A 26,138-nucleotide genomic window follows, 5' to 3' on the forward strand; every position below is an offset into this window, starting at 1 on the left:
CCGTATCGAAGGGCCTCGTACCGAAGGTCGCGCCCGGTATCGGCGGGCCCTTCGATACGCCATTTCGGCTTCGCTCAACGGCTACTCAGGATGAGCGGAAGATTTCAATCGTCGGCGGCGGGCACGTAGACACGCGCGGCGGTCGACAGCTTGTCGATGCACTCGGCGATATGGCTCTCGTCGATCACCAGCGGCGGCAGGATGCGGACAACGTTCTCGCCCGCCGACACCAGCAGCAGATTATGGTTGTCGCGCGCGAACGCGACGAACGCGCGGCTGTCGCTCTTCAGCTTCAGCCCGAGCATCAGCCCGGTACCGCGGACACTGTCGAACAAATGATCGTGGTTGGGGATCATCTGCTCGAGCCCCTGCCGCAACCGGTCGCCCATCGCGGCGACGTTGTCGAGGAAGCCGTCCTCGAGCATCACGTCGAGGATCGCCTCGCCCGCCGCCATCGCCAGCGGGTTGCCGCCATAGGTAGAGCCGTGCGTGCCGGCGACCATGCCCTTGGCGGCTTCCTCGGTCGCGAGGCAGGCGCCGAGCGGGAAGCCGCCGCCAATACCCTTGGCGACCGCCATGATGTCCGGCATGATGCCGTACAGTTCATGCGCGAAGAACTTGCCGGTGCGGCCATAGCCACACTGGACCTCGTCGAGCACCAGCAACAGGCCGTGCTCGTCGCACGCCTTGCGCAGGCCGGTGAGGAACTCGTGACTCGCCTGGCGGATGCCGCCCTCGCCCTGGATCGGCTCGACCAGGAAGCCCGCGGTGTTGTCGTCGATCAGCGCCAGCGCGCCTTCAAGATCGTTGAACTTTGCATAGGCGAACCCCGGCAGCAACGGCTCGAACCCGTCGCGCATCTTGGCCTGGTTGGTGGCCGAGATCGCGCCCAGCGTGCGCCCGTGGAACGCGGTGTCGAACGTGATCAGCGTATGGCGCTGCGGATTGCCGTTGGCGAAGTGATAGCGGCGCGCGGTCTTGATCGCGCACTCAACCGCTTCCGCACCCGAGTTGGTGAAGAACACGGTGTCCGCGAATGTGTTGTCGACGAGGCGCTGCGCGAGGTGCTCGCCCTGCGGCGATCCGTACAGGTTCGACACGTGCATCAGCGTTGCCGCCTGCTCGGCGATCGCCTTGGTCAGATGCGGATGGCCGTGGCCGAGCGCGTTGACCGCGATGCCGCTGGCGAAATCGAGATACTGCTGGCCGTCCTCGCCGAAGAGGTACGCGCCCTCGCCTCGGACCGGACGCACGCCACACCGCGGGTAGACGGGCATGAGCGGGGTGATGGTCACGACGGCAAGCTCCTTCAAACAGCGAGGGCGACCCTTATCGGCCGCCCGAACCGCCTGATACGAGCGCGCGCCGCCGGGAGCAACACCGCTTGCATCGCCCACCAAAGCTGACCGAGTTTATATCGCCGTCGCCCTGTCGCATCCCCCTAAACAAGCGCATGCATCGGCAGACGCGGCGCGAGAATCCTATGTGCTTTGATTCGATTCGAATGACCTCGTCGAAGTACAGGGGAGATAATCATGATCAAACTTACAATTGTCATAGCATTGGTATCGACCGCGATATCGCCGGTAGTCGCACAAGACGTCCTGTCGGGTACTTGGAAGGGTGATATCAGTGCCAGTCAATTGTCCACCAAACCTTCCAGCACGTTGATAGACAAGGGACTCTACACCTGCGCCACCTGCAAGCCGGTGGTGAAGGTCGTCGCCGACGGTGGCTGGCATGCGGTGGCTGGACAGCCTTACTACGACGAGATGTCGGTAACCGTCGTCGATCCGGCGATCGTGAAATACGCGACGAAGAAGGGCGGCAAGATCGTCAGCGAAGCGACCGAGACGGTGTCTGCCGACGGAAAATCGATTGCGACGGCATTCAGCGAGACGGTGGGCACGACCGGCGTTCCGATCACCGGCACGTCGGTCAGCGAGCGCGTCGCCCCCGCCCCTGCCGGCGCGCATGCCACGTCGGGCTCTTGGCGCCAGACCAAGGATGCGCAGGTGTCCGACAGCGGGCTGACGTTCACGTTCGCGCAGGTCGGCAAGGTGGTGACCTATTCGACGCCGATCGGCATCTCGTTCGCCGCGACGATCGGCGGTCCGGCAGTGCCGGTAACGGGCGATCCGGGCTGGACGACCGTGTCCCTGACGCAGCCCAGTGCCCGCACGTTGCACGAGACCGATATGTTCGAAGGCAAGGTGACCGGCAAATTCCTCATGACGGTCTCGCCCGACGGCAAGACGATGACGATCGACGTCAACGACATCAAACGTGGGAAGACGTCGACGCTGGTCGCCTACAAGCAGTAGGTGATCGTTTGAGAGCCATAACGGTGCCCAGATTGTACTCCCGCGAAGGCGGGTGCCCAGGCTGGGCACCCGCCTTCGCGGGTGAAGACAGTGGTGGTGGCAAGCTTGGCGAACTCGGGCCGCGTTCATGTCGGTTTAGGACGAGCCCGCCACCCGTTCCCGACAAGCTCTACCATTACCTCACGCGTCGATCGCTTCCTCGTCCATGCGACCTGCATTCTCCTGGATGAAGGCAAACCTGTGCGCGGGGTTGTTGCCCATCAGGCGGTCGACAAGGTCCTTCACCTGTGCGCGCTCCTCATATTCCTGGGGGAGCGTGATGCGGAGCATGCCGCGGGTGGCGGGGTCCATCGTGGTTTCGCGGAGCTGGCTCGGGTTCATCTCGCCAAGGCCCTTGAAGCGGCCGACATCGACCTTCTTGCCCTTGAACACGGTGCGTTCGAGTTCGGCGCGGTGCGCGTCGTCTCTCGCGTAGATGCTCTTGGTGCCGACGGTCAGGCGATAGAGCGGCGGTTGCGCGAGGTAGAGGTGCCCGCGGCGGACGAGTTCGGGCATCTCCTGGAAGAAGAACGTCATCAGCAGCGTGGCGATGTGCGCGCCGTCGACGTCTGCGTCGGTCATGATGACGATGCGTTCGTAGCGGAGCGTATCCGGGGTGCAGTCCTTCCGGGTGCCGCAGCCTAGCGCGAGCGTCAGGTCGGCGATTTCCTGGTTGGCGAAGATCTTGGCGCTGGTCGCCGAAGCCACGTTGAGGATCTTGCCGCGGATCGGGAGGATCGCCTGCGTCTTGCGGTCGCGCGCCTGCTTCGCCGAGCCACCTGCCGAATCACCCTCGACGATGAACAGCTCGGTGCCCTCGGGTGAGTTCGCCGAGCAGTCGGTGAGCTTGCCGGGCAGGCGCAGCTTCCGCGCGGAGGTCGCCGTCTTGCGCTTGACGTCGCGTTCCTGCTTGCGGCGCAAGCGTTCGTCCATCCGCTCAAGCACATAGTTCAGCAGCGCCTTGCCGCGCTCCATGTTGTGGCTGAGGAAATGGTCAAAATGATCGCGGACCGCCTTTTCGACGAGGCCGGCGGCTTCGGGGCTGGTCAGGCGATCCTTGGTCTGGCTCTGGAATTGCGGTTCGCGGATGAAGACCGACAGCATCAGTTCGCTGCCGACCATGACGTCGTCCGCGCTGATATCCTTGGTCTTCTTGTTGCCGACGAGATCACCGAACGCGCGCAGGCCGCGGACCAGTGCCTGGCGGAGGCCCTGTTCGTGCGTGCCGCCGTCGGGGGTCGGGATGGTGTTGCAATACCAGCTGTACGAGCCGTCGCTCCACAATGGCCACGCGACCGCCCATTCGACGCGGCCTTGGGTTTCGCCGTTCGCGCTCGGGAAATCCTGCGAGCCGGAGAAGAAGTCGGAGGTCGCGCATTCGCGGCCGGCGATCTGGTCGCGAAGGTGATCGGCTAGCCCGCCGGGGAACTGGAACACGGCCTGGGCGGGGGTGTCGTCGCCAATTAGGTCGGGTGCGCAGTGCCAGCGAATCTCGACGCCGGCGAAAAGATACGCCTTCGAGCGGACGAGCTTGTAGAGGCGCTGCGGCTTGAAGTTCAGCTCGGTGCCGAAGATCTCGGTGTCGGGCGTGAAGGCGACGCTGGTGCCGCGACGGTTGGGCGTGGGCCCAAGATGCTCGATCGGGCCGAGCGTCAGGCCCTTGGCGAAGCGCTGGCGATAGAGTTGGCGGTCGCGCGCGACCTCGACGACGGTGTCGGACGACAAGGCGTTGACGACGCTGATGCCGACGCCGTGCAGGCCGCCCGATGTCGCATAGGCCTTGCCCGCGAACTTGCCGCCCGAATGGAGCGTCGAGAGGATCACTTCCAGTGCGGACTTGTCGGGGAACTTCGGATGCGGGTCGACCGGGATGCCGCGGCCGTTATCGACGATCGTCAGGCGGTTGTTCGCTTCGAGCGTGACTTCGATGCGCGTTGCGTGGCCGGCGACCGCCTCGTCCATCGCGTTGTCGAGCACTTCGGCGGCAAGATGATGCAGCGCGCGCTCGTCGGTGCCGCCGACGTACATGCCGGGGCGGCGACGCACGGGTTCGAGGCCTTCGAGCACCTCGATCGAGGACGCGTCATAGGTGTTTGCAGCGGTTTTCCCGCCAGACGCGCCCGGAGACGCGAACAGATCTTCAGCCATGGAGCGAACGTAGCCGCTGGCCCGCGACAAAGCCACAGGCTCTGTTTGTTCTCCGTGTTACCGGAAAGCCACATTGATGTAGATTGTTGCAGTGCGGGGATAAATTTCAAGCGATCCGCCGTTTATGAAAAACCTGTCATGAAGTTTCCGGGAGTGAATATGAGCAAGACGATGATGGTGGCGCTCGCTGGCGCCGCTACGCTGGGGTTCGCAGCACCTGCCACTGCGCAGGAAGTTACGGCCGACGCGCCGTTCAGCGGCATCTATTTCGGTGCGGCCGGTGGCTATGACGTCCAGCCGAACGACGAAGGTTCGTCGATTCTGTTCGATCGCAACCTCGATGGCCGCTTCGGCGATGCCGTCACGACCGCTGCCGGCGCAAACGCGTTCTCGCCCGGCTTCTGCAACGGCGCCGCACGGAGCAGCACGGCTCCTGCCGTCGGTGGCCGTGGCTGCCGCAACGACAAGGACAACACCGCCTATTACGCGCGCGTCGGCATCGACCAGCAGCGTGGCAACATCGTCGTCGGCGTCGTCGGCGAGTTCGGCAAGTCGAACATCCGCGACAGCGTCACCGCCTTCTCGACCACCCCCGCCTTCTACACGATGACGCGCGACCTCGACTGGGAAGCCTCGATCCGTGGCCGTGTGGGCTATGCGGTCAACACGACGCTGTTCTACGGCACGTTCGGTCCGGGCTATGCGCGCATCGATCGTGATTTCTATTCGAGCAACACGGCCAACGCCTATGCGCAGAGCGGCAAGAAGAACCAGTTCGGCATCACCGGCGGCGGTGGCATCGAGCAGAAGCTCGGCAAGAACATCTCGGTCGGCATGGAATACATGTTCCACCAGTATCAGGACGACGACGCGCGCGTTCTCGTGACGCGCGGCACGCAGCCTGCGAACAACCCGTTCGTGCTCGCGCCGAACACGGCTGGGACGGCGTTCAAGCGTTCGGATGACAACTTCCGTTGGCACAGCCTGCGCGGCACGGTGGCGTTTCGGTTTTAAGGCGCAGGGCGGCCGCTGCCACCCTGGCAGCGGACTCGCCCAAGCCCGGCCGGCGCGGCTCGCCGCGACCGACGACATGGGCTTTGCCCATGGCTAGCTGATGTAGAAAAGGCCGCTTCCTCACGCCGGGAAGCGGCCCTTCTTTGTTTACCCGCGAAGGCGGGGACCCAGTCTGGGCTCCCGCTTTCGCGGGAGAACATGGTGAGGATGCTCGCCCTTAACCGCGTCCACCACCCCGGCGACGGCCGGGGCCCAATTGGGCAACACGGCCAACTGAGCGGAACCCGTCATCACCATGACCTTCCCAATTGGGCCCCGGCCTTCGCCGGGGTGGAGGAGCAGTCAGAAAAAAGGCCGCTTCCTCACTTGAGGAAACGGCCTTTTCTACATCACGCTAGCCATGGGCAAAGCCCATGTCGTCGGCCGGGCTTGGGCGAGTCCTGCGCCAGGTTGACGCAGACCGCCCTGCGCCTCACCTCGGCCGCGGACCGCCGAACGGCAGCGGTGGCGTCGGACGGCGATCGCGACGCGGGAGCTGCGCCTGGTACGCATGGCCGCAATGATCGACGCAATACGGGAAGCCTGGGTTCACCGCCTTGCCGCAGAAGTGGAAGTCGGGCTCGCCAGGATGGCCGAGCGGCCATTTGCAGATGCGGTCGTTCAGTTCGAGCAGGCTCGTCTTGTTCGCCATCTCGGCCGACGGCTTGGCCGGCACGAGACGACGCGGCGGGGCCGGCGTGCTTGGAGGCTGCTGCTCGCCGGGTGCCTGGCGGAGGAAGCCGCCTGGACCGACCGAGCGCAGGATCGACTGCGGCGCACGAACGGGCGCGACAACTGCCGGAGCAGCCTCGTCCTCGTCCTCGTCTTCGTCGTCTTCAGGCTCTTCGGCGACCGGCTCGGGCTCCACCGGTGCTGCAGGCTTGGCCGCTGCGACGACGGGCTCTGCGACCAGTGCTGGCTTGGGGGCCTCGACCTCCACCGGCTCCGGTGCCACGACCGGCTCGGGGGCCGCCGCAGCAGCCGACGCCGTTGCCTCGGCAGCAGCAGCCGCCTTAGCCTCGGGATCGTTCGGCTTCACCGGGGACGGGCGCGCCTGCAGCTCGAGGCGGTGCGCCTTGCCGATGACGGCGTTGCGGCTCACGCCACCCAGTGCTTCGGCGATCTGGCTGGCGGTCTGGCCGGCCTCCCACATCGTCTTGAGCGTCGCGATGCGCTCGTCGGTCCAGGACATGTTCGTTCCTTAGTCTTGCTCAGCCGGGTTGCGGGCGGCAGCGGCAGCGATTACCCGCAACGCCTATGAGCAGCCAGCCCCCAATCGGTGAAATCCATTCGGCGGTGCATTCCGCCCCCGGCGTTCCCGTCATAAAGAGCGTGAACTGGGAGGGATTGCGAACCCTCTATATCAAGGAGGTGCGCCGGTTCTTCAAGGTGCAGCTTCAGACGGTGTGGGCGCCGGCGATCACGACGCTCCTGTTTCTGATCGTGTTCACCATCGCGACGGGCGCGAAAAGCCCGGTTCCGGTCGATGGGCAGATCGTCGCGTTCGCCGATTTCATCGCGCCGGGGCTGATCATCGCGCAGGGCATGATGGGCCCGGCGTTCGCCAATGCGAGCTTCTCGCTGCTGGTCGGCAAGATGCAGGGGACGATCGTCGATTATCTCCAGCCACCCTTGTCGACGGGTGAACTGCTGGGCGCGTTGGTAGCCGGCGCCGTGACTCGCGCGGTGATCGTCGGTATCGTCGTTTGGGCGGCGATGGCGCTGTATCCGGGCGTACACGTGACGCCACATGCGCCGCTGGCGATCATCTGGTTCGGGTTGCTGGGCGCGACGTTCCTCGCGCTGCTCGGCGTGCTGACGTCGATCTGGGCGGACAAGTTCGATCATGCGGCTGCGGTCACCAACTTCGTGATCGCGCCGTTGTCGCTGCTGTCGGGGACGTTCTATTCGGTCGACAAGCTCGCACCCGCGTTCCGCGCGTTCAGCCATGCGAACCCATTTTTCTATATTATCTCGGGCTTCCGATACGGGTTCCTGGGGATCGCCGACTCGCCAGTGATGATCGGCGGGATCGTGATCCTGGTGATCGATCTCGTGCTGGCGACGCTCTGCTACCGGTTGCTGAAGAGCGGTTGGAAGTTGAAGAACTGATGCGTGGGCTTGCGCTCTGGCTGGTGGCGTTGGCGGTGGCCTTGCTGCCGGTTAGTGCGGTGGCGCAGGGCGCGGTGGCAGACCCGGCGTTGCGGGCGAAGGCCGATGCACTGGTCGCGATCCTCGACGGGCGTGGTGTCTACGACACGTATTTTGCGGCAAGCTTTCGCGAGAAGGTGCCCAAGGCGCAGTTCGAAACGATCGTCGAGAAGCTGAAGGCGACACTGGGTGCGCCGCAGAAGATCGAATCGCTGACGGCGACGTCGGCATGGTCCGCGGATCTGGTGGTTAGCTATGCGCGGGGTACGGCGAGCGTTCGGCTGGTGATCGACCCCGCGGCGCCGCATGCCGCGACCGGGTTGCTGGTTACGGGTACGGGCGCGCGGGACGATACTTTGGCGAAGGTCGAGGCGGAGTTTCGTGCGCTGCCGGGAGCTAGCGGGTTCGGGCTGTATGCGTTGGGCAGCGGCAGACCCGAGCCGATCATCGAATACCGCGCGGACGTCGCGGCACCGCTCGGGTCGGCGTTCAAGCTCTGGGTGCTGGCGGAACTGGCGCGGCAGGTGGCGAGCGGCGAGCGGCATTGGGATGACGTCGTGAAGGTCGGGGCGCCATCCCTGCCGTCGGGGGTGTTGCAGACCTGGCCCGCCGGGTCGCCGGTGACTGTGCAGACGCTCGCGACGATGATGATCTCGATCAGCGACAACACCGCGACGGATACGCTGCTGACGACGCTCGGGCGCGCGAAGGTCGATGCGATGGCGGCGGCAGTGGGCGGCAGCGTGCCGGTGATGACGACGCGCGAGATGTTCGTGTTGAAGGGCGATCCGGCGCTGACGAATACTTGGGCAGCGGGGTCTGTGGACGAGCGACGGACGCTGCTGGTCGACAATGCGGTGAAAATTTCGACCGCCAAGCTCGATCCGACCGTGTTCGCGGGGAAGCCGGTGGCGATCGACAGCGTCGAATGGTTTGCGAGTCCTTCGGCGATGGCGGGGCTGCTGGATCGGTTGCGGGGGGCGGATGCTACAACTCGGGCGGTGCTGGCGGTCAATGCGGGGGTGGACCCGGCAATCGCCAAGCGATTTGGGTATGTCGGGTTTAAGGGTGGTGGCGAGCCTGGCGTGCTGACGCTGAACTATCTGGTGCAGGCGAAGGACGGCCGCTGGTACGCGGCGACCGGGAACTGGCACCGGGCTGATGATGCGGTGAACGAGGTTCGATTCGCCGGGCTGATGGGGCGGGCGCTGGCGTTGTTGGTTGCGCGGTAGGGTTTGCTGCTTTTCGCTAAATGCCCCCCATAGGCTGATCAAATACAGCGCGAACGCCAACCCATGCCGTTCCCCCGCGAAGGCGGGGGTCCAGGGTAACTGAAGATGGCGTTTGTGATCCCGGGCTCCTGCGTTCGCAGGAGAACAGCTTATTAAGTGGGGCTCAGGCCCGCCCTGCCGCCTGCCAGCTATCAGCACAGAGCCCGTAGATCAGGCTGTCGCGCAACCCCAGATGCGTTTCCCACTCATCCCGCAGCAAGCGCTCGCGGCGGAAACCGAGGCGCTCCAGCAACAGAATCGATGCGGTATTCTCCGTATCCGCGTCGGCGAACACACGGCTCCGCCCCTCCGCAAATAACCGATCTATCACTGCGCTGACAGCCTCACGCGCGATCCCTCGCCCCCACGCCTCTCGCGCGAGGATGAAGCCGATCTCCGTCACCCCTGCCCCATCGGCCTCGCTGCCAGAGACCCAGCCGATCGCGCGGTCGTCGCCGGTGCGGGTGATCGCCCATGTACGCTGGTTGCCGGGGGCGGCTTCCTCGGCGAGATAGGTGCGCACGTCGTCGACCGAGCCCAGCGGACCGTCCGCGGAATATGCCATCAGCTCCGCATCGGCGAGCATCGGATGCAGCGCGGTCGCGTCGCCCTCGACGAGCGGCCGCAACCGCAGCCGTCGCGTCTTCAGCACCGGCGATACTCCGGCGCGCCGTGGTCTGCGTCCGGGTTGCCTCACGCGGTCAGGGCATCCACGAGCGCGCGGACTTTCTTCTGGCGCCACTGCGGGAGCGGGGCGACGAGCCAATACCCCCCCTTCGAAGGCTGCGACTCGCCGATCAGCTGGACGCGAGCCTGTGCGAGATCGCGGCGAGCAAGCAGTTCGGGCACCGTCGCGCGGCCGAGTCCCGCCGCCGCCGCGTCGATCGCAAGCCCGGCGTCGGTGACGCGGACCAGCGCTACGCCGTCCTCACCCGACCATGCGATCGCCGCTTCGCTATCCGTGCCGGGCTTGGCGATCGTCACCATGCCCTCCGACTCGAGCGCCTCGCCCTCATGCTCGCCGGGACCATCGCCCCAGCGAATCGCGAGGTCGAGATTGGCTTCGGTGAAGTCGACATTCTCGTCGGCGGTGATCAGCACGAAGCGCAATTCGGGATCCGACTCGGCGATCTGCGCAAGCCGCGGCATCAGCCACTTCTCGGTCAGGTCGCGCGGCGCGGCGATCGTCAGCGATTTGGAGGACTGACCAGCCTGCATCGCGCGAACCGCTTCCTCGAACTGGAGGAAACCGCCGCGGAGCGCGCCGAGGCCCGCCTCGGCCTCCGGCGTCAGTTCCAGCCCACGTGTGGTACGACGGAACAGCACCACGCCGAGCGTATCCTCCAGCGCGCGAATCTGCTGACCAACTGCCGCCGGCGTCACCGCCAGCTCGTCCGCTGCGCGCGTGAACGACAGATGCCGCGCCGCCGCGTCCAGCACGCGCAAGCCGTTGAGCGGGAGATGCGTGCGCTTCAATTGAGCACCGCGGTGGCGAACAGCGAGAAGCGGGGTATCTCGACCGCGAACACGGCGCCGTCTTCGCGGACCATCTGGTAGCTCCCCTGCATCGCGCCCGACGGGGTCGCGAGCGGGCAGCCCGAGACGTAGTCGAAGCTCGCGCCCGGCTCGATCACCGGCTGTTCGCCGACGACGCCTTCGCCCTCGACCGAATGCCGCGCGCCGCGACCGTCGGTGATCACCCAGTGGCGGGTGAGCAGCTGGACGGTCTCGGTGCCCTCGTTCTCGAGGCGGATGTGATAGGCCCAGAACCAGCGGCCGCGCTCGGGCTCGGACTGTTCGGGCAGATAGCTGACCGACACCCGCACCGTCACCCCATCGGTCGTCGCCGCGTTGGGGAACAGCGCCTTCACAGGCCCGCCTGGCGCAACGCCTGGTCGAGGTCGTCGATCACGTCCTGTACGTCTTCGAGCCCGACGTTGATCCGGAGAAGCCCCTCGGTCACGCCCATCTCGATCTGCTTGTCGGGCGATACGCTGGCGTGCGTGGTCGAGGCGGGGTGAGTCATCAGCGAGCGCGAATCGCCAATGTTGTTCGAGATATCGACCAACTCCAGCGCGTCGAGCAACGCGTGCGCCTGTTCGCGACCCTCGACCTCGAACGCGAAGATCGGCCCGCATGCGTCCATCTGACGCTTGGCCAGTTCGTGCTGCGGATGGCTCGCCAGGAAGGGATGCAGCACGCGGGGCACGCGACCTTCGAGGAATTCGCCGACCTTCATCGCGTTCTCGGACTGGCGGTGGATCCGCAGGTCGAGCGTTTCTAGGCCCTTGAGCACCACCCAGGCGTTGAACGGCGATAGCGTCGGGCCGGTGTTGCGCGTGAACGGCAACAGCGTGTTGGTGATGAAATCCTCGGTGCCACAGACGGCACCGGCGAGCACGCGGCCCTGCCCGTCCATCATCTTGGTCGCGCTGTACGCCGTCACGTCCGCGCCGAACTCCATCGGCCGCTGCAAGGCCGGCGTGGCGAAGGCGTTGTCGACCACGGTCGTGATGCCGCGTTCGCGCGCGATGTCGCAGATCGCCTTGAGGTCAGCGATGTCCATCGTCGGGTTGGCGGGCGTCTCGAAGAAGAATACCTTCGTCTCGGGACGGACCGCGTCGAGGAACGCCTGCGGATCGCGCGCATCGACGATCGTCGTGGCGATGCCGAATTTCGGGAGCAACGTGTCGGTGAGCCAGCGGCACGATCCGAACGCCGCACGGCCGCCGACGAGGTGATCGCCGGTCTGGAGCTGGCACAGCAGCGACGCGGTCATCGCCGCCATGCCCGTCGCCATCGTCCGGCACGCCTCGGCGCCCTCCAGCAGCGCGATCCGCTCCTCGAGCATCTGCACGGTCGGGTTCTGCAGGCGGGAATAGGTCATCCCCTCCTGCTCGCCGGCAAAGCGCGCCGCGGCGTCGCCCGCCTTGTCGTAGCAATAGCCCGAGGTGAGGAACAACGCCTCCGACGTCTCGCCATATTCGCTGCGGGCGGTGCCGCCGCGGATGGCGCGCGTCGCGGGACGCCAATTCTGAGTGATCGAACGATCCTGGCCGGTCTTGCGCTTCATGCGCGCCGCTTTGCCGGGGGGGAGCCGCGATGACAAGCCCGGGGACAAGCCTTGCGGGTGTGTGCCCCTGTTCCAAGGGCCGCCATTCTCCCCTTCCTGGAAGGGAGGGGTTGGGGGTGGGTCGGGTTCCGGATCGTGAAACGGTCGCGACACAAGCTGGCCTACCCACCCCCAGCCCCTCCCTTCCAGGGAGGGGAGCAGGTTCCGCCTAGTATCGCCCCCAGGTGAATTTCGAGGATAGCGCGTAGTTCCAGACCGCGCCGACCAGCACGCCGATCAGCGCAGAGGCGGCCCAGGCGCCGTCGCGCATCTCGTACAGGAACGCGGCGATGCCGACGTTGGCGACCGCGCCGACCGAGCAGATCACCGCGAACGAAACCCAGCCGTCGACCAGTTGCCGCCACCCCTTCAACCGCCGATCACGATACGTCAGCGCGTTGTTGAGGAAGAAGTTGAACGTCAGCGCTGCGAGCGTCGCGACGATCTCGCCGACCAGGAAGTGCGTGCCGAACCCGACGAACAACGCGGTCAGCACCGCCATGTGGATGCCGACGCCGAACACGCCGATCGCCGAGAACATCGCGAACCGCACCGGCACGACGCGCCCGAACATCCGGTCGTAGATCGCGATCAGATATTCCATCGCGACGACGTGATCGAGCTTGCTTTCGCCCTCGGTGCGGCAGCGGAAGGTGTAGGGCACCTCGACGAAGCGCAGCGGCGTCGGCGAGGCGGTAAGCAGGTCGAGCAGGATCTTGAAGCCGATCGCCGACAGCGAGGGCGCGAGGCGGCGGACGATGTCGGTGCGGATCATGAAGAAGCCGCTCATCGGATCGTTGAGGTCGCACTTCAGCACGCGGCGCGACAGCTTTGTGGCAAGCGCCGACTTGGCGACGCGGTCGCTGTCCCACTCGCCGGTGCCGCCGCCGCTGACGAAACGCGAACCGATCACCACGTCGGTATCGCCGTCCTTCAATAGATCAAGCATGGCCGGCAGCAATGTCTCGTCATGCTGAAGATCGCCGTCGATCACCGCGACGACCGGCGCGGCGGTGGCACACATCCCCTCGATACACGCCGACGACAGCCCGCGCCGACCGATCCGCTGGATCACGCGGACCCGCTTGTCGAGCCGGGCGATCTCGCGCGCGGCATCCGCCGTACCGTCGGGACTGTCGTCGTCGACGAAGATCGCCTCCCAGTTGCGCCCGGCCAGCGCCTGGTCGAGCTTGGCGATCAACGTCGGGACGTTGGCCTTCTCGTTGAACGTCGGGATGACGATCGCGAGTTCGAGAAGGTCCGGGATCATCGGGTCAGCCTAGTTCGGCGAGAATGGCGTCGCCCATCGCAGAGGTCGAGAGCGTGCCGCCAAGATCTGGCGTGCGCGCGCCCTTCAGGATCGCGGCGGCGACCGCCGCCTCGATCCGGTCGGCGGCTTCGGGCAGGTCGAGCGAGTGGCGCAGCATCATCGCCGCGGACAGGATCGCCGCGCAGGGGTTGGCCTTGCCCTGCCCTGCGATGTCAGGCGCACTGCCGTGGATCGGTTCGTACATGCCCTTGTTCGATCCGTTGAGCGCGGCGGAGGGCAGCATGCCGATCGAGCCGGCGCACATCGACGCTTCGTCCGAGAGGATGTCGCCGAAGAGGTTGCCGGTGACGATCACGTCGAACTGGCCGGGGTTGCGCACCAGCTGCATCGCCGCGTTGTCGACGTACATGTGGCTGAGTGCGACGTCGGGATAGTCGGCCGAGACCTCGATCACGACGTCGCGCCACAGCTGCGAGGTCTCCAGCACGTTGGCCTTGTCGACCGAGAGCAGCTTGCTCTTGCGGGTGCGCGCGGTCTCGAAGCCGACGCGGGCGATGCGCGCGATCTCGGTCTCGTCGTAGCGCATCTCGTCATGACCTTCGCGCAGGCCCTCGGCGGTGGTGCGGATGCCCTTCGCGCCGAAATACACGTCGCCGGTCAGTTCGCGGACGATGACCATGTCGATCGACCGGGCGATCTCTGGACGGAGCGCGGATGCGTCCTCGAGACCCGCGAACAACTTGGCGGGGCGAAGGTTGGCGAACAGGCCGAGTTCCTTGCGCAGGCCAAGAATGGCCTGTTCGGGGCGAAACTGGCGTTCGAGCGCATCGCAGTCGGGATCGCCGACCGCCCCGAACAGGATCGCGTCGGCGCGCTTGGCGAGTTCGAGCGTCTCGGGCGGAAGCGGATGACCCGCGGCCTTGTACGCGGCACCGCCGACGAGCCCTTCTTCATAGCTGAGGTCGAGACCGAGCGTATCGAGCACCCGGCGCGCTTCTGCAGTGACTTCGGGTCCGATGCCGTCGCCGGCCAGTATCGCGATCAAGGGCATGTGCGTTTCTCCTGGCGGCCCCTTGCCGGGCGGTGCGCGCTCACGCAACCGCCCTTTTCAGGCGATCGACCAGCCGGTCGCGCGCGGCGAGTGGATCGGCGCGGCGGTCGACGAGGATGTCGCGGGCGAGGAAATGTCCCGTGAGACGCAGGCCATCGAAGATATCGGGCCAGTCGGCTTCTCCGCCGCTCATCAGAAACTGCGGCAATCGCAGCAGCTTGCCCTCATACCCGAACGCCGCCCCGCGCGAGACAGCTGCGCCGCTCTTGGGCGACACGAAGCCGAGATCGTCCTCCGCTCCGGTCGCGACGCATCGGTCGAGATCGAGTCCGAACCCCAGTTCCGCCAGCACCAGTAATTCGTACCGGACCAGCGCCGCCGCCCAGCCGCGGGCGGATGGAGCGCTTTCGATCGCACCCAGCACGCCGTCGAGCGCGTCGTGGATCTGCGGATAGGGCTGTGCCTCGGGAAGCGCGGCGGCGACCAGCGCGGTGGCCCATTCGAGCGCACCGGCCGCGAGCGGCTCGCCGTGGAGCGTCGCGCGGCTGTGGACCAACTCCGCCGTCAAGGACGCTAGCTGCTCGCCGGTCCGCGCACGCCACTCGCCTTGGATGACGTTCGCCTGCAACAGCACCGGCCGCATCGCGCGCGACCGCCCGCCGCGGACGTAGCCGGGCTGGACGCCATCGTTCCGGGTCAGCGCGCGCACGATCGCGCCGTGTTCGCCATGCTGGCGAACGGCGACGACGATGGCGGACGCGCGAAGGTGCATTGGTCACCCTGTAGCCCTCCCGCTCGCCGGAGAGGAGAGATTTAGCGGCGGCCCTTCAGGCCACATGCCGGCGAGCCGAACTGCCAGCGCGCGCCAGTCTTAGCAAGCGTCAGGGGCGCCGGGCGCTGGGTCGTTCCGAAACCCAGTTCGACCAAAGCTGTTCGGCCTGGCGCCACCGCGTCCGCAATGGGTCTGGCCCCAAGGGAATATCCGCGCGGTCGAGTTCCAGCGTCGGGCGATCGGTAAAGTGGGTGGTCGGCAGCACGTCGCGCATTTCCGCGAGCATGGTGCACAGCGCCTGGAAACGCCGGACGTGGACGGCGTTCGCGCGCGTGCCGCGGCGATTAGCGAGTTCGAAGCCGTGGCTGACGATCGTTACCGCTGCATGGTGCGATACCGCCGCATGTTCGAGCGCATCGTAGCTTTCGCCTGCGGAGAGGGCGCAGAGCTGGAACGTCCGGATACGGCCGCGCATGTCCTCGATCACGGTTACCGGGACTTCGACGATCCCGCCCTGGTCGTCGTTCGCACGGCGAAGCGGGGCTATCTGACGGGCAGGCAGCGAGATACGGCTGGCGTGCGGCGCCTCCGACCCGTTGTGACTACTGTCATAGGCGAAGCCGAGGCTCTGCAGCGCGGTCAGCGTATCGTCGTTCGCGGCATAACTGCCGGCGCGAAACGCGATCGGATGCGGCGCGCCGGCTTCGAGCAGCAATTCCGTGGCGCGAACGAGCAGGTCGATCTGTTCGTCCAGACTGTACATGTAGAGCTGGAACGGGTCGTGCGCGACGCCATGATCGCCCGGCAGCGCGCTCGTCCAGTTCGGATGGAGGTGAAGCTGCACCTCCTGCCCTGCTTCAAGGATCGTATCGATCATGCGGCGGATCGGCGCAGGCCCGAACGTGATCGCAGGCATTGGATCGACGAAGAAGCACGCCTTCAAATCATGCCGGGCGAGCTCGGCGAGCTGATAGCCCAGTCCTACCCCGGCCGGCTCCAGCGAGCGCGCATAGATCGCGTCGCAATCCAGACCGGCGGCATGGTGGCGCCACGCGAACTCGGTATCGATGGTCAGGAAGACGGGCGTAGTCACGGCTTGGTATGTAACAATCAGTGATGAAAATGGCGTTGTGATTTTATACAAATCACCTTGATTTGAGTTATAAATTATTCCCGATCCGGGACGTCATCATTCTTTAGCACGCACGGCGATGTGTGCGTTCTCGATCGGCGGCCAAGTGCATGCGGCTACCGTGAATGGTAAAAATCATAGACTTGTTGCGCGACCCCTGCCGACACGCCGGGTGCCTGTTGGAGGTCCTGGAGACTCGCATTGCGGACCGCGCGGCCGGTGCCGAAGTGCATCAGCAGCGCCTTCTTGCGGGCGGGGCCGATGCCGGGGACTTCGTCGAGCGGGCTGGCGCCGATCGCCTTGCTGCGCTTGTCACGGTGGACGCCGATCGCAAAGCGGTGGACCTCGTCGCGGAGGCGCTGGAGGTAGAATAGCACCGGGGCGTTGACGGGAAGCTGAAACTCGCGGCCGTCGAGCATGTGGAACACCTCGCGACCATCGCGGCCGTGTTCCGGTCCCTTGGCGATCCCGACCAGGCACACGTCCTCGACGCCGATCTCCTCGAGCGCGGCCTTCACCGTATTGAGCTGCCCCTTGCCGCCGTCGATCAGCACCAGATCGGGCCAGTCGCCCGAATCGCGATCGGGATCCTCGGCCTGCGCGCGCGAGAACCGCCGCGTGAAGACCTCGCGCATCATCGCAAAATCGTCGCCCGGCGCGGTATCCTTGTTCTTGATGTTGAACTTTCGATACTGGCCTTTGCGGAAACCCTCCGGCCCCGCGACGACCATCGCGCCGGTCGCGGCGGTGCCCTGGATGTGACTGTTGTCGTAGATCTCGATGCGTTCGGGCGGCTCGGCTAGGTCGAACAGGTCGGCGACCTCGCGCAGGAGTTTTGCCTGCGTGGTCGATTCGGCTTGCCTGCGTTCGATCGCCTCTATCGCGTTGCGCTTGGCCTGATCCATCAGGCGGCGGCGGTCGCCGCGCTGCGGGACTTGCAGCGCGATCTTATAGCCGGCGCGTTCGCCTAGTGCTTCGGCCAGCAGTGCACCTTCCGTCAGTTCGCGGTCGAGCAGGATCTGCTTGGGCGGCGGGACCTCCTCGTAGAACTGGCCGAGGAAGCTGGTCAGCACCTCGTCCTCCGGGACGTCGTTGGTATGCTGCGGGAAGAAGCTTCGATGCCCCCAGTTCTGGCCGCCGCGGATGAAGAACGCCTGGATGCCGATGAGGCCGTCCTTGCACGCCATCGCGAAGATATCAGCGTCGCCCACGCCCTCCGCGTTGATCGCCTGCGTACCCTGGATGAAGGTGAGCGCGCGGAGACGGTCGCGGAGCAGCGCCGCGAGTTCGAAGTCCATGTTCTCCGCGGCGGCCTGCATCTGCGCGCCGAGCTTGGCCTGCACGCCGGTCGACTTGCCGCCGAGGAACGCCTTCGCATCCTCGGTCAATTCGCGGTACGCGGCCTCGTCGATCCGGCCGACGCACGGTGCGGAGCAGCGCTTGATCTGATACAACAGGCACGGCCGGTCGCGGGTCTTGAAGAAGCTGTCGGTGCAGCTGCGCAGGAGGAACAGCTTCTGGAGCGCGTTGAGCGTGTTGTTGACCGACCCGGCACTCGCGAACGGGCCGTAGTAATTGCCTTTCGCCCGGCGCGCGCCGCGGTGTTTCTGGACGCGTGGGAAGGCGTGGTCGTCGCGCAGGAGGATGAACGGGAAACTCTTATCGTCGCGCAGCAGCACGTTGTAGGCGGGGCGATAGCGCTTGATGAGCTGCGATTCGAGCAGCAGCGCCTCGGCTTCGTTGTTGGTCGTGACGATCGTCATCGACCGGGTCTGCGACACCATCCGCTGGAGGCGCTTCGTCAGCCGCTCGACCTGGACGTAGTTGGCGACGCGGTTCCGAAGCGCACGCGCCTTGCCGACGTAGAGCACGTCGCCGCGCGCGTCCTGCATGCGGTAGACGCCGGGGCGGATCGGCAGCGTGTCGAGCACGTTGCGGATCGCCGCCACGCCGGCCGCGAGGTCGGGCGCTTCACCACCACCGCGGACGGCGAATGTGGACTTGTCTTCGTTGAACCGGTCGGGGGAATTGGGGGAGGACATCGCTGAGGAATCTAGGGAGTGCGAGGGGGTTATGCCAGCGGTCGCCGTTGGCGCTGGAGAAGTGATTTTCACGCAAAGGCGCAAAGGCGCGAAGAGAAGGGAGGAGTTGGTTCACGCGGAGACGCGGAGCCGCGGAGAGAAGATTCGAGCACTCAGCGTTCGTTCTCAACCTGCCGAAGGCTTACATTCACTCGTGGCTGCTCGGTACATCATCCCGAGCCGCAACACCTCCGCGGCTCCGCGTCTCCGCGTGAACCCATCTTCTCTTCGCGCCTTCGCGCCTTCGCGCCTTCGCGCCTTCGCGTGAATCAATCTTACGCGCCCTACGGGCGAAGGCAGAACGTCAGGTTTGGGCGAAGACCTTGGTGCCGACGATGCCGACAACGGTCAGGGCCATGAAGCAGGCCTGGATGCCGCTGACCTTGTCGCCGAACAGGATGACGCCGCCGATGATGACGCCGATCGCGCCAGCGCCGGTCCAGATCGCATAGGCGGTGCCGGCGGGGAGGCCGCGCATGGCGAGCGCGAGCAGGCCCATGTTGACGAAGCTGAGGATGATCGGGACGCTGGAGGCCTGCCACGTGGCGACGGTGGCCGCCCATTTCAGGCTGAGCGCCCAGCAGATTTCGGTGACGACCGCGACGGCGAGGATGAGCCAGGACATGAATGTTCTCCAACGGGCTCAGATTGGAGACTCGGCCGCCGGAAACCCGGGAAGAGACGGCCGTCTGTGCAAAACAGGAAAAGCGCCAAGCGAACGACCGTTCCCCCGCGGAGGCGGGAGTCCAGGGTTGCGGGCGCTGTCCTATGAGATCCTGGGCCCCCGCCTTTGCGGGGGAACGGCAGCGCTTCCAGCGCTGCCCCCGGTTAGTTGAGGCGGGCTAGACCCGAAATCGAGCGGTCGACCATCATGCGGTCGGCGGCTGCGTCGTGGTGCTCGGCGATCAGGATACCCGCAGCCTTGGCCGCAGCATCCGCCGCCCGCGCACGGACTTCGGCGATCGCGGCACGTTCGGCGGCGGCGATCTTGTCCTCGGCCATCTTCGCGCGACGGGTCATGAGGTCTTCGGCGCCGGCCTTCGCCTTGGCGATGATCGCCGCGGCTTCGTGGTGCGCGTGGGCCTTCATGGCTTCGGCTTCGACGTGCGCGGTCTTGGCCTTTGCCTCGTACTCGGTGCGGATAGCTTCGGCTTCGGCACGGAGCGCCTTGGCTTCGTCGAGCTGCGTGCGGATGCCGGCGATGCGCGTGTCGAGCATCTTGCCGATCATCCCTGGAACCTTCTTCCAGATCATCAGCAGGATGACGACGATCATCGCGACCGCGACCCAGCCGGTCGAGGTCAGGCCGAGCGCGGTCGGATCGGCGACATGCTCGACGCCGCCGGGCGCGGTCGTGTGACCCTGGAGGCCCTGGTTGTCGATCGCACCTTCGGGCGCCATGCCCTCTTCGTGGATGACCTTTGCGGCCGAATCTGGATTAGCCATGCGCCGTCGTCCTGCGTACCGCGTCGGTTGCCGCATCCAGGCTGACCTGGAGGCCGGCGACCTTGGCGGCCAATTGCTGTGCTGCTTCGGCGGCGACACCCTGCAAGTTCGAGAGCGCCTCGGCCTTCGCATTCGCGACCGCCAGATCGTGATGACCCAGACGCTCGGCGAGTTCGGCATCGGCCGCATGGACCTGCTGCTCGAATGCCGTCGCGGCACGCTTCGCAGCGGCAGCCGTCTCGGCCTGCGCCGCAACGCGGGCCGCGTCCATTTCGGCCTGCCAGTTCGCCTGGACCGTATCGGCCTGAGCACGGGCAGCGACCGCCGCCGCCAGATCGCCGGCGATCTTGCCTTCGCGCGAGTCCACGTTGGACACGATCTTTGGCACCATTCCCTTGCCGATCCCGAAATACAGGATGCCGAAGGTGAGGAGCAGCCAGAAGATCTGCGAGGCGTAGGTAGCGGCTATCTGGGAAATCTGGGGCATTGGTCTGTCCTGCGTTAATCCGGCCGGGCGCGGTTGCCCGGCCAAATCAGCGAGTGGTTAGGCGACGAACACCAGGATGATCATGGTGACGAAGGCGAGCAGACCCAGAAGCTCGGCTGCTGCGAAACCGATGAACAGACGGCCCTGCTGGCTGTCGGCTGCGCCCGGGTTGCGCAGAGCGCCAGCGAGGAACTGGGCGAACACGTTGCCCACGCCGAGTGCTGCGAGGCCCATGCCGATCGCTGCGAGGCCGGCACCGATCATCTTTGCTGCTTGTGCGTCCATGGTAAATTCCCTTTAAAAGTCAGTTAGGTAATGGAAAACTTAGTGAAGATTGACCGCGTCGTTCAGATAGACCGACGTCAGCAACGCGAACACATAGGCCTGGATCGCGGCGACCAGCAGCTCGAGCAGCGTGATGCCGATCATCAGCAGCATGCTCGGCGCGCTCACCAGACCGATATACATCCCGCCCAGGTTCAGGCCGTTGATCACGAACGCGGCGAGCACCTTGAGCAGGATATGCCCCGCGGTCATCGCCACGAACAGTCGCAGACCGAGCGAGAACGGACGCACCAGGAACGACATCAGCTCGACCACGAAGATCAGCGGGATCATCAGCGCCGGCGTGCCGCTCGGCACGAACAGCGAGAAGAAGTGGAAGCCGTGCTTGCCGAAGCCGACGAGCAGCACGATCGCGAAGCTGATCAGCGCCAGCACGCCGGTGACGGTCATGTGGCTGGTCACGGTGAACGGATGCACGCCGGGAACGATGCCGAACGGCAAGAGCCCGATGATGTTCGCGAACAGGATGAACATGAACAGCGAGAAGACGTACGGCACGAAGCGCTTGCCGCCCGGGCCGACATTCTGCTCGAGCATGCCCGAGATGAAGCCGGTGAAGCCCTCGACCGCCATCTGCCAGCGACCGGGCACGAGCTCACGCTTCATGCCACCGATCATGAACGCCCAAAGTGCGACCAGCGTCACCACCATCCACAATGCGGAGTTGGTGAAGGACAGGTCGTAACCACCTACGATCCAGTGCGAGCCGAACGCCGGCTCGATCAGGAACTGGTGCATCGGATCGATCTTGCCGCCCTGTTCTGCCGCCACGTGGAATCCCTGCCGTCTTGATACGACAAACGCCCGGTTACTCCGGGCGTTCGCCTGAAATTCGAATGATCTGCCTGAACGCGACCGCTATCCCGAGGAACAGCAGCACGATCAGCCCCCAAGGGCCAGTGCCGAACCAATGGTCTATCAACCACCCGATCAGCGCACTGCCGACGAGACTCCCGATCAGAGCGGAAATGACGCGATTGCCTTGCGAGTAACCCCGCTCGGCATCCGCCCCCTTCTGCCCCTTTGCGAGCGTTTCCCGATGCTGCGCCTCTCGCAATCGCTCATCGAGCGCGGAAAGTCGCGGATCTTCAACACCCTGGGGGTCCTGTCCGGGTTCGATCTCCGCCACGCACGTTCCTCCACCTGATTTCGCATCGGGGAGGAAGCAAGCAGCGACGAGCGATCCCGCCAAGGCGCGGTCCGTTTAGAAAAGGGGGGGGTGCAAGTCAACCGGTGTGACAGGGGTGTCATTAATGGGGGCTTGCGATCCTCCCCCGCCAGGGGGAGGTGTCGCCGAAGGTGACGGAGGGGGAGGACACGAATCAGCGGTTTCGCCTGCCTCGCCCTCCGTCTGGCAAGAGCCAGCCACCTCCCCCTAGCGGGGGAGGATTTTAGAACGGACCGTGGGAACGGCCGCACTCTTCGTCATCCAGGCGAAAGCCGGGACTTCGCGCCGCGGGGGAACGGCCCCTTCATCGCCCCCAACACCCGTCACCCGAGCAAAAGCTGGGGTATCCGGGTATTGGAGCGTCCCCTTGCCGCACGAGACCCCAGCTTTCGCTGTGGTGACGGGGGTTGAGGGAGAGGCGGTTACGTCAGTGGCTCAGGCTCAAACGCAGCGCGAATCGCGGTCGGGGGCCCCGGCGGTGCGGGTCTTCCAGACACCGTTGGGGGTCTTGTACTTCTCGCCGGGGTTGGTCTGCAGGATCAGGTTGCACCCACTCGTGAACGCGAGCTGCTCGACCGTCGCACCGCTCGCCTGCGCCTTCTGCGTATACGCCGACTTGCGCTGGATATTGATGTTGTTGACCAGCGCGCGCAGATCGCCGCTCGCCGCACCGACCAGCCCCAGATACCCGTCGGGCTGTTCGCCGACCTCACCCCCGGCACGCGCCGCGGCATAGGCCGGATCGCGCTGCGCCGACGCCGCCACCGAAAGGCCGCCGAGAACCGCCGCTGCGGCAATCATGGCAATGGCCCCACTCCTGCCTGCGAAAACGCTCATATCAAAATATCCCCGGATTCTGCTGGATCAACGATTTCGCCTCGCCATCGAGACGATAGACCACTTCCTGCGTGACGTTGATGTTGAGGTTGATCTCGATCGGCTTGTCGGGCGCCGACACGTTGATGCAGCCCGGCAAGGCCGCCGTCAGCCCGAAAATCGCGATCGTCCTCGTCATCCTACGCAAGATCGGCCTTTGCTCCAGCTTCTTCAATCCTGTTTCGGTCATGGCACGATCCTGCTTGCGGGAGGCTGAATGGTTGGGAGTTTGGACGTTGGGTCAGGCGGCGGCGGCGCGGCCTGTTGCTGAAGCAATGCGGGCAGGTTGCGCTGGATCAGCCGCTTCGGATCGTAGAAGCTCTGCGCCGAATCGAGCAGCCCGCGGAACGGCGCCTTGATCCGGATATTGAAGATGAACGGCAGTTTCTGCAGGCGACGGACGATGAAGTTCGCCTTTGCCCCCTCGCCCTGGCTGATCCCGGCGAACCGCACGTCGGTGACCATCTCGCCCGCAAGCGGCCCGTTCATGCCGACCCGCAACGACTGGTAGCGGAGCGACTTCAGCGCCTGGAACGCGATGTTCGCCCAGACGCCGAGATCCTTCTGGCTGAGGTCGCCGACATAGGCGAGCGTGCCGCCGCCCGGCCGGACGCGCAGGTCGCCGCCTTCGATCCGACCGCCGGTCTCGTCGAAGATCATCGGCAGCACGCCGTCGAAGATGCCGGTCGCGTCGAGATTCTTGAAATCGAACTGTTGCAAGAACTGGTCGGCCGCCATGTTCGCGACGTGGAACGTCATGCGGCGCTCGGACTGCGCGGAGAAATCGAGCAGCGTCGGGTCGAGCGTCAGCGATCCGCCCGCGAACGGCCACCGCCCGCCCTCAACGCGCACGCGCGCACCCGGGAGCGTCTGGTAGCGGATCGTGCCGTCGGTGACCGGGATGCCGGGGTTGAGCGTACGGATCGTCGCCACCTGCCCCGGTGCGCTCTGGAGGTTGAGCAGGTCGGTGAAGCGAATCTCGGTGGCAATTCCCGTGACCGGGCCGAACGCGGCGGCGAGATCGGTGCCGGCGGTGCGGAACACGCCGGTGCTCGTCACGCCGTCGGGGTTCCAGGCGATATGCCCCTCGCCGCTGATCGATCCGTTGACATCGGCGATGACGCCGAACGTCAACGGAGTGAGCGCGTCGGGTTGCAGCTTGTCCTTGGCGAAGGCGATCGCGGGGACGTTGAGGTCCGCCTTGCCTGCACCGGCACCCAGCGCATGAGTCAGCGTGACGTCGGCGACCTTGGTGTTGGTGGTCGGCTCGAACAGCGTGCCGGCCGCGGTGATCGTGCCGTTGACCAGCGCGAGAGTCACAGTACGCGCGGCGAGCGGCTTGAACCTAGGCGTTGGCGCGGCATCGGACACGCCCATCGCGCCGGTGAGGTTCAGCGCGCCCTTGACGAGCGTCCAGTCGCCGGCAGCCTCGCGGAGCAACAGCGGCACGTTGGCGATCTGCCCCGAGCCACCCGTGAACGCGCCCGCCACGCCCTGCCCGGTCATGCGACCGGTGACGGTGCCGAAATCGAGTCGCGTGACACGTTCGGGCGCGCCGATGCGCGTCTGCACGCCGTCGATCGCAAAGCCGCGATCCGCCAGCCGCACTATCGCTCCCGCGGTCGCGAGCGTGATCGCGGTTGTGCCGAGTCGACCACCCAGCTTGGCCGCGGCGATCTTCGCGCCGCCGCTGACCCGCGCGCCGTTGACCTGCATCAGTGCGCCGTCGACAGGGCACAAGGTCAGCCGCGACGGATCGAGTACAAGGCCGGAGATCGCAAAGCGCTGGACTGCCAAAGGCGCGCAACCGGTGTTGACGACCAATCGCCCACGACCGTCCCAAAGCGCCGCAACCGGCATCGACAGACCATCGACCCGGTTGGCGGGACCGCCCGCACCGATCGGTCCCCCAAGCGTAACGCGCGTCGCGATCGAGGTTGCCCCGCCCGGCGTCGCGCTGAAGGTGACGGGGGTCAGCGCCAAGCTCGCGCCACCCGCCGCATAAGGAGCGATGGTGGCAACACCGCGGATCGCCGCGCCCGGTTTCGCCTGCGCGAGCGACACGCGCGCCTCGGGCAGGCCGCCGCCACGCATCGCGAGAACCGTGTCGAGCCGGACGCCACTGTTCGGCCAGCCGAGCGCGACCCCGCTGCCGCCACCGAGCGCTACACGCGCACCACTGGCGGAGGCGAGGGCCAGACGGGACAGCACCGCTTTCCCGCGTCCACCGTCGATCTGCACGCGAAGGTCCGCGTCCGCGGCAAATCCGCGGCCGGCCTTCTGGACCGCCTGCGTCACCGCGGTCGCCAACGGCGCTACGGGCGTCCCCGCGGCCGCACCACCGATGCCAGCCAGCCCCGCGAGTCGCTTCTGCGCCACGGCAGCCCCGCTCGCCTGGACACGCCCGTCGAACGCGATCTGCTCGCCGATCCGGTAGGTGCCCGCGAACGAAACCCGCCGCGCGCCGCCCTCGGTGGTGCGAAGCGTGTCGGCGGCGATGTCCGCCTTGCCGCCGGTCGCCGCCGCGCTTCCGGTGAAGTCGATCGTGCCCTCGACGCCGGCCAAAGTCGCACCCGGCGTCCGTGCCGGGCCCGTCTTGAGCGTCGCCTTGCCCTGCCAGCGATCGAGCGCGGCCGAGAGTCCAACGTCGAGATCGGCCACGATCCGCTCCGTCTGCGTCGTCCCGCAGGCGAGCCGCGACACGCGCACCGGGCCGGTTATCGTCGGCTTTGCCGCGTCGACCCGCAGCTTCACCGTTGCCGCGAGCCGGTCGATCACACATCCGCCGAAGTCGAGCCGCTCGCTGATCGCCGCCAACGTACCGCGGAACCCGTTGTCGAGCTTGCCGGAGCCCGTCAGCTTCAACCCGACGATCCCTTGCGGAGTCTCCAGCCGCATCCGCCCATCGGCAACCGACACGTCGAGCGCGGGCAACGCGAACGGCTTCCCCGACGGCGCCGGCAGCAGCTTGTCGATCGCGCCGAGCGAGACCTTGCCGTCCACCAGCCGCCCGCGCAGCCGGACCTGCCCCGCGCGCACGCCCTCCAGATACGGCCCGGACAGCCCGACGCCGGTCCGCGTTTCGACCCAGTCGGCGACCAAGTCGGGATGCGCCGGATCGCCGATCACGACGTTGGTCAATCGTTGGCCGCCCAGCGCGAGGTCCGCGATGTCGTAGCGCGCAGGTACGCCGGCCTTGGCGAGTTCGCGGTCGATGAACCCCTCGGCGATTGGCTTCCTTACCAGCCACAGCACGACCAGCCCTGCGATCAGCAGCAGCGCGATCCCCAGCGCAACGCGGCGTGCGGTCGCAGGACGGCGAGGATGGGCCCCGGGGTCGGCCCCCGTCTCGCTCGTCTCGCTCACCAACGCACTCCGCCATATTCGAGGTCTCTGCATAGGCGGGAGCGAG

Annotated in this window: 25 protein-coding genes; 4 read left to right on the top strand and 21 right to left on the bottom strand. The window is 66.1% G+C overall.

From position 1 onward, the window contains the following. Positions 1–104: 104 nt before the first annotated feature. Positions 105–1,295 (bottom strand): acetylornithine transaminase, encoded by a 1,191-nt coding sequence (locus AC1MH0_RS06950; RefSeq protein WP_480965282.1) that lies wholly within the window; start codon positions 1,293–1,295, stop codon positions 105–107. 372 nt (positions 1,296–1,667) lie between these two features. Here AC1MH0_RS06950 and AC1MH0_RS06955 point away from each other — a divergent pair, with 372 nt between their 5' ends. Next, entirely contained in the window at positions 1,668–2,324 is a 657-nt protein-coding gene (locus AC1MH0_RS06955; protein WP_480965283.1) for a hypothetical protein, read from the top strand. Between the two features lie 180 nt (positions 2,325–2,504). Here the strand turns inward: AC1MH0_RS06955 and parE are convergent, their stop codons facing one another. Continuing rightward, positions 2,505–4,511, bottom strand: coding sequence for a DNA topoisomerase IV subunit B (gene parE, locus AC1MH0_RS06960; RefSeq protein ID WP_480965284.1), 2,007 nt, complete (start codon positions 4,509–4,511; stop codon positions 2,505–2,507). 159 nt (positions 4,512–4,670) lie between these two features. Between parE and AC1MH0_RS06965 the strand changes: the two genes are divergently transcribed. Continuing rightward, positions 4,671–5,525 carry an outer membrane protein gene (locus tag AC1MH0_RS06965; protein ID WP_480965285.1) on the top strand — a complete coding sequence of 285 codons (855 nt, stop codon included), beginning with the start codon at positions 4,671–4,673 and terminating at the stop codon, positions 5,523–5,525. A gap of 472 nt (positions 5,526–5,997) precedes the next feature. Here AC1MH0_RS06965 and AC1MH0_RS06970 read toward each other — a convergent pair whose 3' ends face one another. Then, positions 5,998–6,756: a GcrA family cell cycle regulator gene (locus AC1MH0_RS06970; RefSeq protein ID WP_480965286.1), complete on the bottom strand. Its 759-nt coding sequence runs from the start codon at positions 6,754–6,756 to the stop codon at positions 5,998–6,000. Positions 6,757–6,821: 65 nt separating this feature from the next. Between AC1MH0_RS06970 and AC1MH0_RS06975 the strand changes: the two genes are divergently transcribed. Both AC1MH0_RS06975 and AC1MH0_RS06980 read left to right on the top strand, forming a co-directional pair. Next, a complete protein-coding gene (locus AC1MH0_RS06975) occupies positions 6,822–7,676 on the top strand; it encodes an ABC transporter permease (RefSeq protein ID WP_056065087.1) in 855 nt (284 codons plus the stop codon). Further along, complete coding sequence (locus AC1MH0_RS06980; RefSeq protein ID WP_480965287.1) at positions 7,676–8,947, top strand: serine hydrolase; 1,272 nt, start codon at positions 7,676–7,678, stop codon at positions 8,945–8,947. Before AC1MH0_RS06975 ends, AC1MH0_RS06980 begins: the two co-directional genes overlap by 1 nt. Positions 8,948–9,110: 163 nt before the next feature. Here AC1MH0_RS06980 and AC1MH0_RS06985 read toward each other — a convergent pair whose 3' ends face one another. The 18 genes from AC1MH0_RS06985 to AC1MH0_RS07070 form a co-directional block, all read right to left on the bottom strand. Then, on the bottom strand, positions 9,111–9,638 hold the full coding sequence (locus tag AC1MH0_RS06985; RefSeq protein ID WP_243643223.1) for a GNAT family N-acetyltransferase: 528 nt from the start codon (positions 9,636–9,638) through the stop codon (positions 9,111–9,113). 41 nt (positions 9,639–9,679) lie between these two features. Continuing rightward, positions 9,680–10,462, bottom strand: a complete 783-nt coding sequence (locus AC1MH0_RS06990; protein ID WP_480965288.1) for a LysR family transcriptional regulator — start codon at positions 10,460–10,462, stop codon at positions 9,680–9,682. Then, positions 10,459–10,857, bottom strand: coding sequence for a Co2+/Mg2+ efflux protein ApaG (apaG, locus tag AC1MH0_RS06995; RefSeq protein WP_480965289.1), 399 nt, complete (start codon positions 10,855–10,857; stop codon positions 10,459–10,461). The genes AC1MH0_RS06990 and apaG overlap by 4 nt, the downstream gene beginning before the upstream one ends. Then, the gene (locus AC1MH0_RS07000; RefSeq protein ID WP_480965290.1) at positions 10,854–12,059 is read right to left on the bottom strand and encodes a trans-sulfuration enzyme family protein; all 1,206 of its coding nucleotides are present in this window, start codon (positions 12,057–12,059) and stop codon (positions 10,854–10,856) included. Before AC1MH0_RS07000 ends, apaG begins: the two co-directional genes overlap by 4 nt. 208 nt (positions 12,060–12,267) lie before the next feature. After that, positions 12,268–13,368, bottom strand: coding sequence for a glycosyltransferase family 2 protein (locus AC1MH0_RS07005; RefSeq protein WP_480965291.1), 1,101 nt, complete (start codon positions 13,366–13,368; stop codon positions 12,268–12,270). A gap of 4 nt (positions 13,369–13,372) precedes the next feature. Then, on the bottom strand, positions 13,373–14,419 hold the full coding sequence (gene leuB / locus AC1MH0_RS07010) for a 3-isopropylmalate dehydrogenase (RefSeq protein WP_480965292.1): 1,047 nt from the start codon (positions 14,417–14,419) through the stop codon (positions 13,373–13,375). Between the two features lie 40 nt (positions 14,420–14,459). After that, positions 14,460–15,191 carry a DNA repair protein RecO gene (gene recO, locus AC1MH0_RS07015; RefSeq protein WP_480965293.1) on the bottom strand — a complete coding sequence of 244 codons (732 nt, stop codon included), beginning with the start codon at positions 15,189–15,191 and terminating at the stop codon, positions 14,460–14,462. Positions 15,192–15,300: 109 nt separating this feature from the next. After that, positions 15,301–16,284 carry a polysaccharide deacetylase family protein gene (locus tag AC1MH0_RS07020; protein ID WP_480965294.1) on the bottom strand — a complete coding sequence of 328 codons (984 nt, stop codon included), beginning with the start codon at positions 16,282–16,284 and terminating at the stop codon, positions 15,301–15,303. A gap of 155 nt (positions 16,285–16,439) precedes the next feature. Next, positions 16,440–18,365: an excinuclease ABC subunit UvrC gene (gene uvrC / locus AC1MH0_RS07025; RefSeq protein WP_056055419.1), complete on the bottom strand. Its 1,926-nt coding sequence runs from the start codon at positions 18,363–18,365 to the stop codon at positions 16,440–16,442. A gap of 343 nt (positions 18,366–18,708) precedes the next feature. Next, positions 18,709–19,029, bottom strand: coding sequence for a DMT family transporter (locus AC1MH0_RS07030; RefSeq protein WP_056488555.1), 321 nt, complete (start codon positions 19,027–19,029; stop codon positions 18,709–18,711). A 203-nt stretch (positions 19,030–19,232) separates the two neighbouring features. Next, positions 19,233–19,805: a F0F1 ATP synthase subunit B family protein gene (locus AC1MH0_RS07035; protein ID WP_435368373.1), complete on the bottom strand. Its 573-nt coding sequence runs from the start codon at positions 19,803–19,805 to the stop codon at positions 19,233–19,235. A gap of 37 nt (positions 19,806–19,842) precedes the next feature. Next, a complete protein-coding gene (locus AC1MH0_RS07040) occupies positions 19,843–20,337 on the bottom strand; it encodes a F0F1 ATP synthase subunit B family protein (RefSeq protein ID WP_132737615.1) in 495 nt (164 codons plus the stop codon). Between the two features lie 57 nt (positions 20,338–20,394). Further along, entirely contained in the window at positions 20,395–20,622 is a 228-nt protein-coding gene (locus AC1MH0_RS07045) for a F0F1 ATP synthase subunit C (protein ID WP_055873230.1), read from the bottom strand. Between the two features lie 39 nt (positions 20,623–20,661). Then, positions 20,662–21,420 carry a F0F1 ATP synthase subunit A gene (locus AC1MH0_RS07050; RefSeq protein WP_056056028.1) on the bottom strand — a complete coding sequence of 253 codons (759 nt, stop codon included), beginning with the start codon at positions 21,418–21,420 and terminating at the stop codon, positions 20,662–20,664. 70 nt (positions 21,421–21,490) lie between these two features. Beyond that, positions 21,491–21,811: an AtpZ/AtpI family protein gene (locus AC1MH0_RS07055; RefSeq protein ID WP_056488546.1), complete on the bottom strand. Its 321-nt coding sequence runs from the start codon at positions 21,809–21,811 to the stop codon at positions 21,491–21,493. 480 nt (positions 21,812–22,291) lie between these two features. Beyond that, entirely contained in the window at positions 22,292–22,687 is a 396-nt protein-coding gene (locus AC1MH0_RS07060) for a YdbL family probable chaperone protein (protein ID WP_480965295.1), read from the bottom strand. A 1-nt stretch (position 22,688) separates the two neighbouring features. After that, positions 22,689–22,865, bottom strand: a complete 177-nt coding sequence (locus AC1MH0_RS07065; RefSeq protein WP_082471058.1) for a YnbE family lipoprotein — start codon at positions 22,863–22,865, stop codon at positions 22,689–22,691. A 47-nt stretch (positions 22,866–22,912) separates the two neighbouring features. Continuing rightward, entirely contained in the window at positions 22,913–26,092 is a 3,180-nt protein-coding gene (locus tag AC1MH0_RS07070; protein WP_480965296.1) for an intermembrane phospholipid transport YdbH family protein, read from the bottom strand. Between the last annotated feature and the right edge of the window lie 46 nt (positions 26,093–26,138).

This window comes from Sphingomonas sp. AP28, from assembly GCF_056680455.1.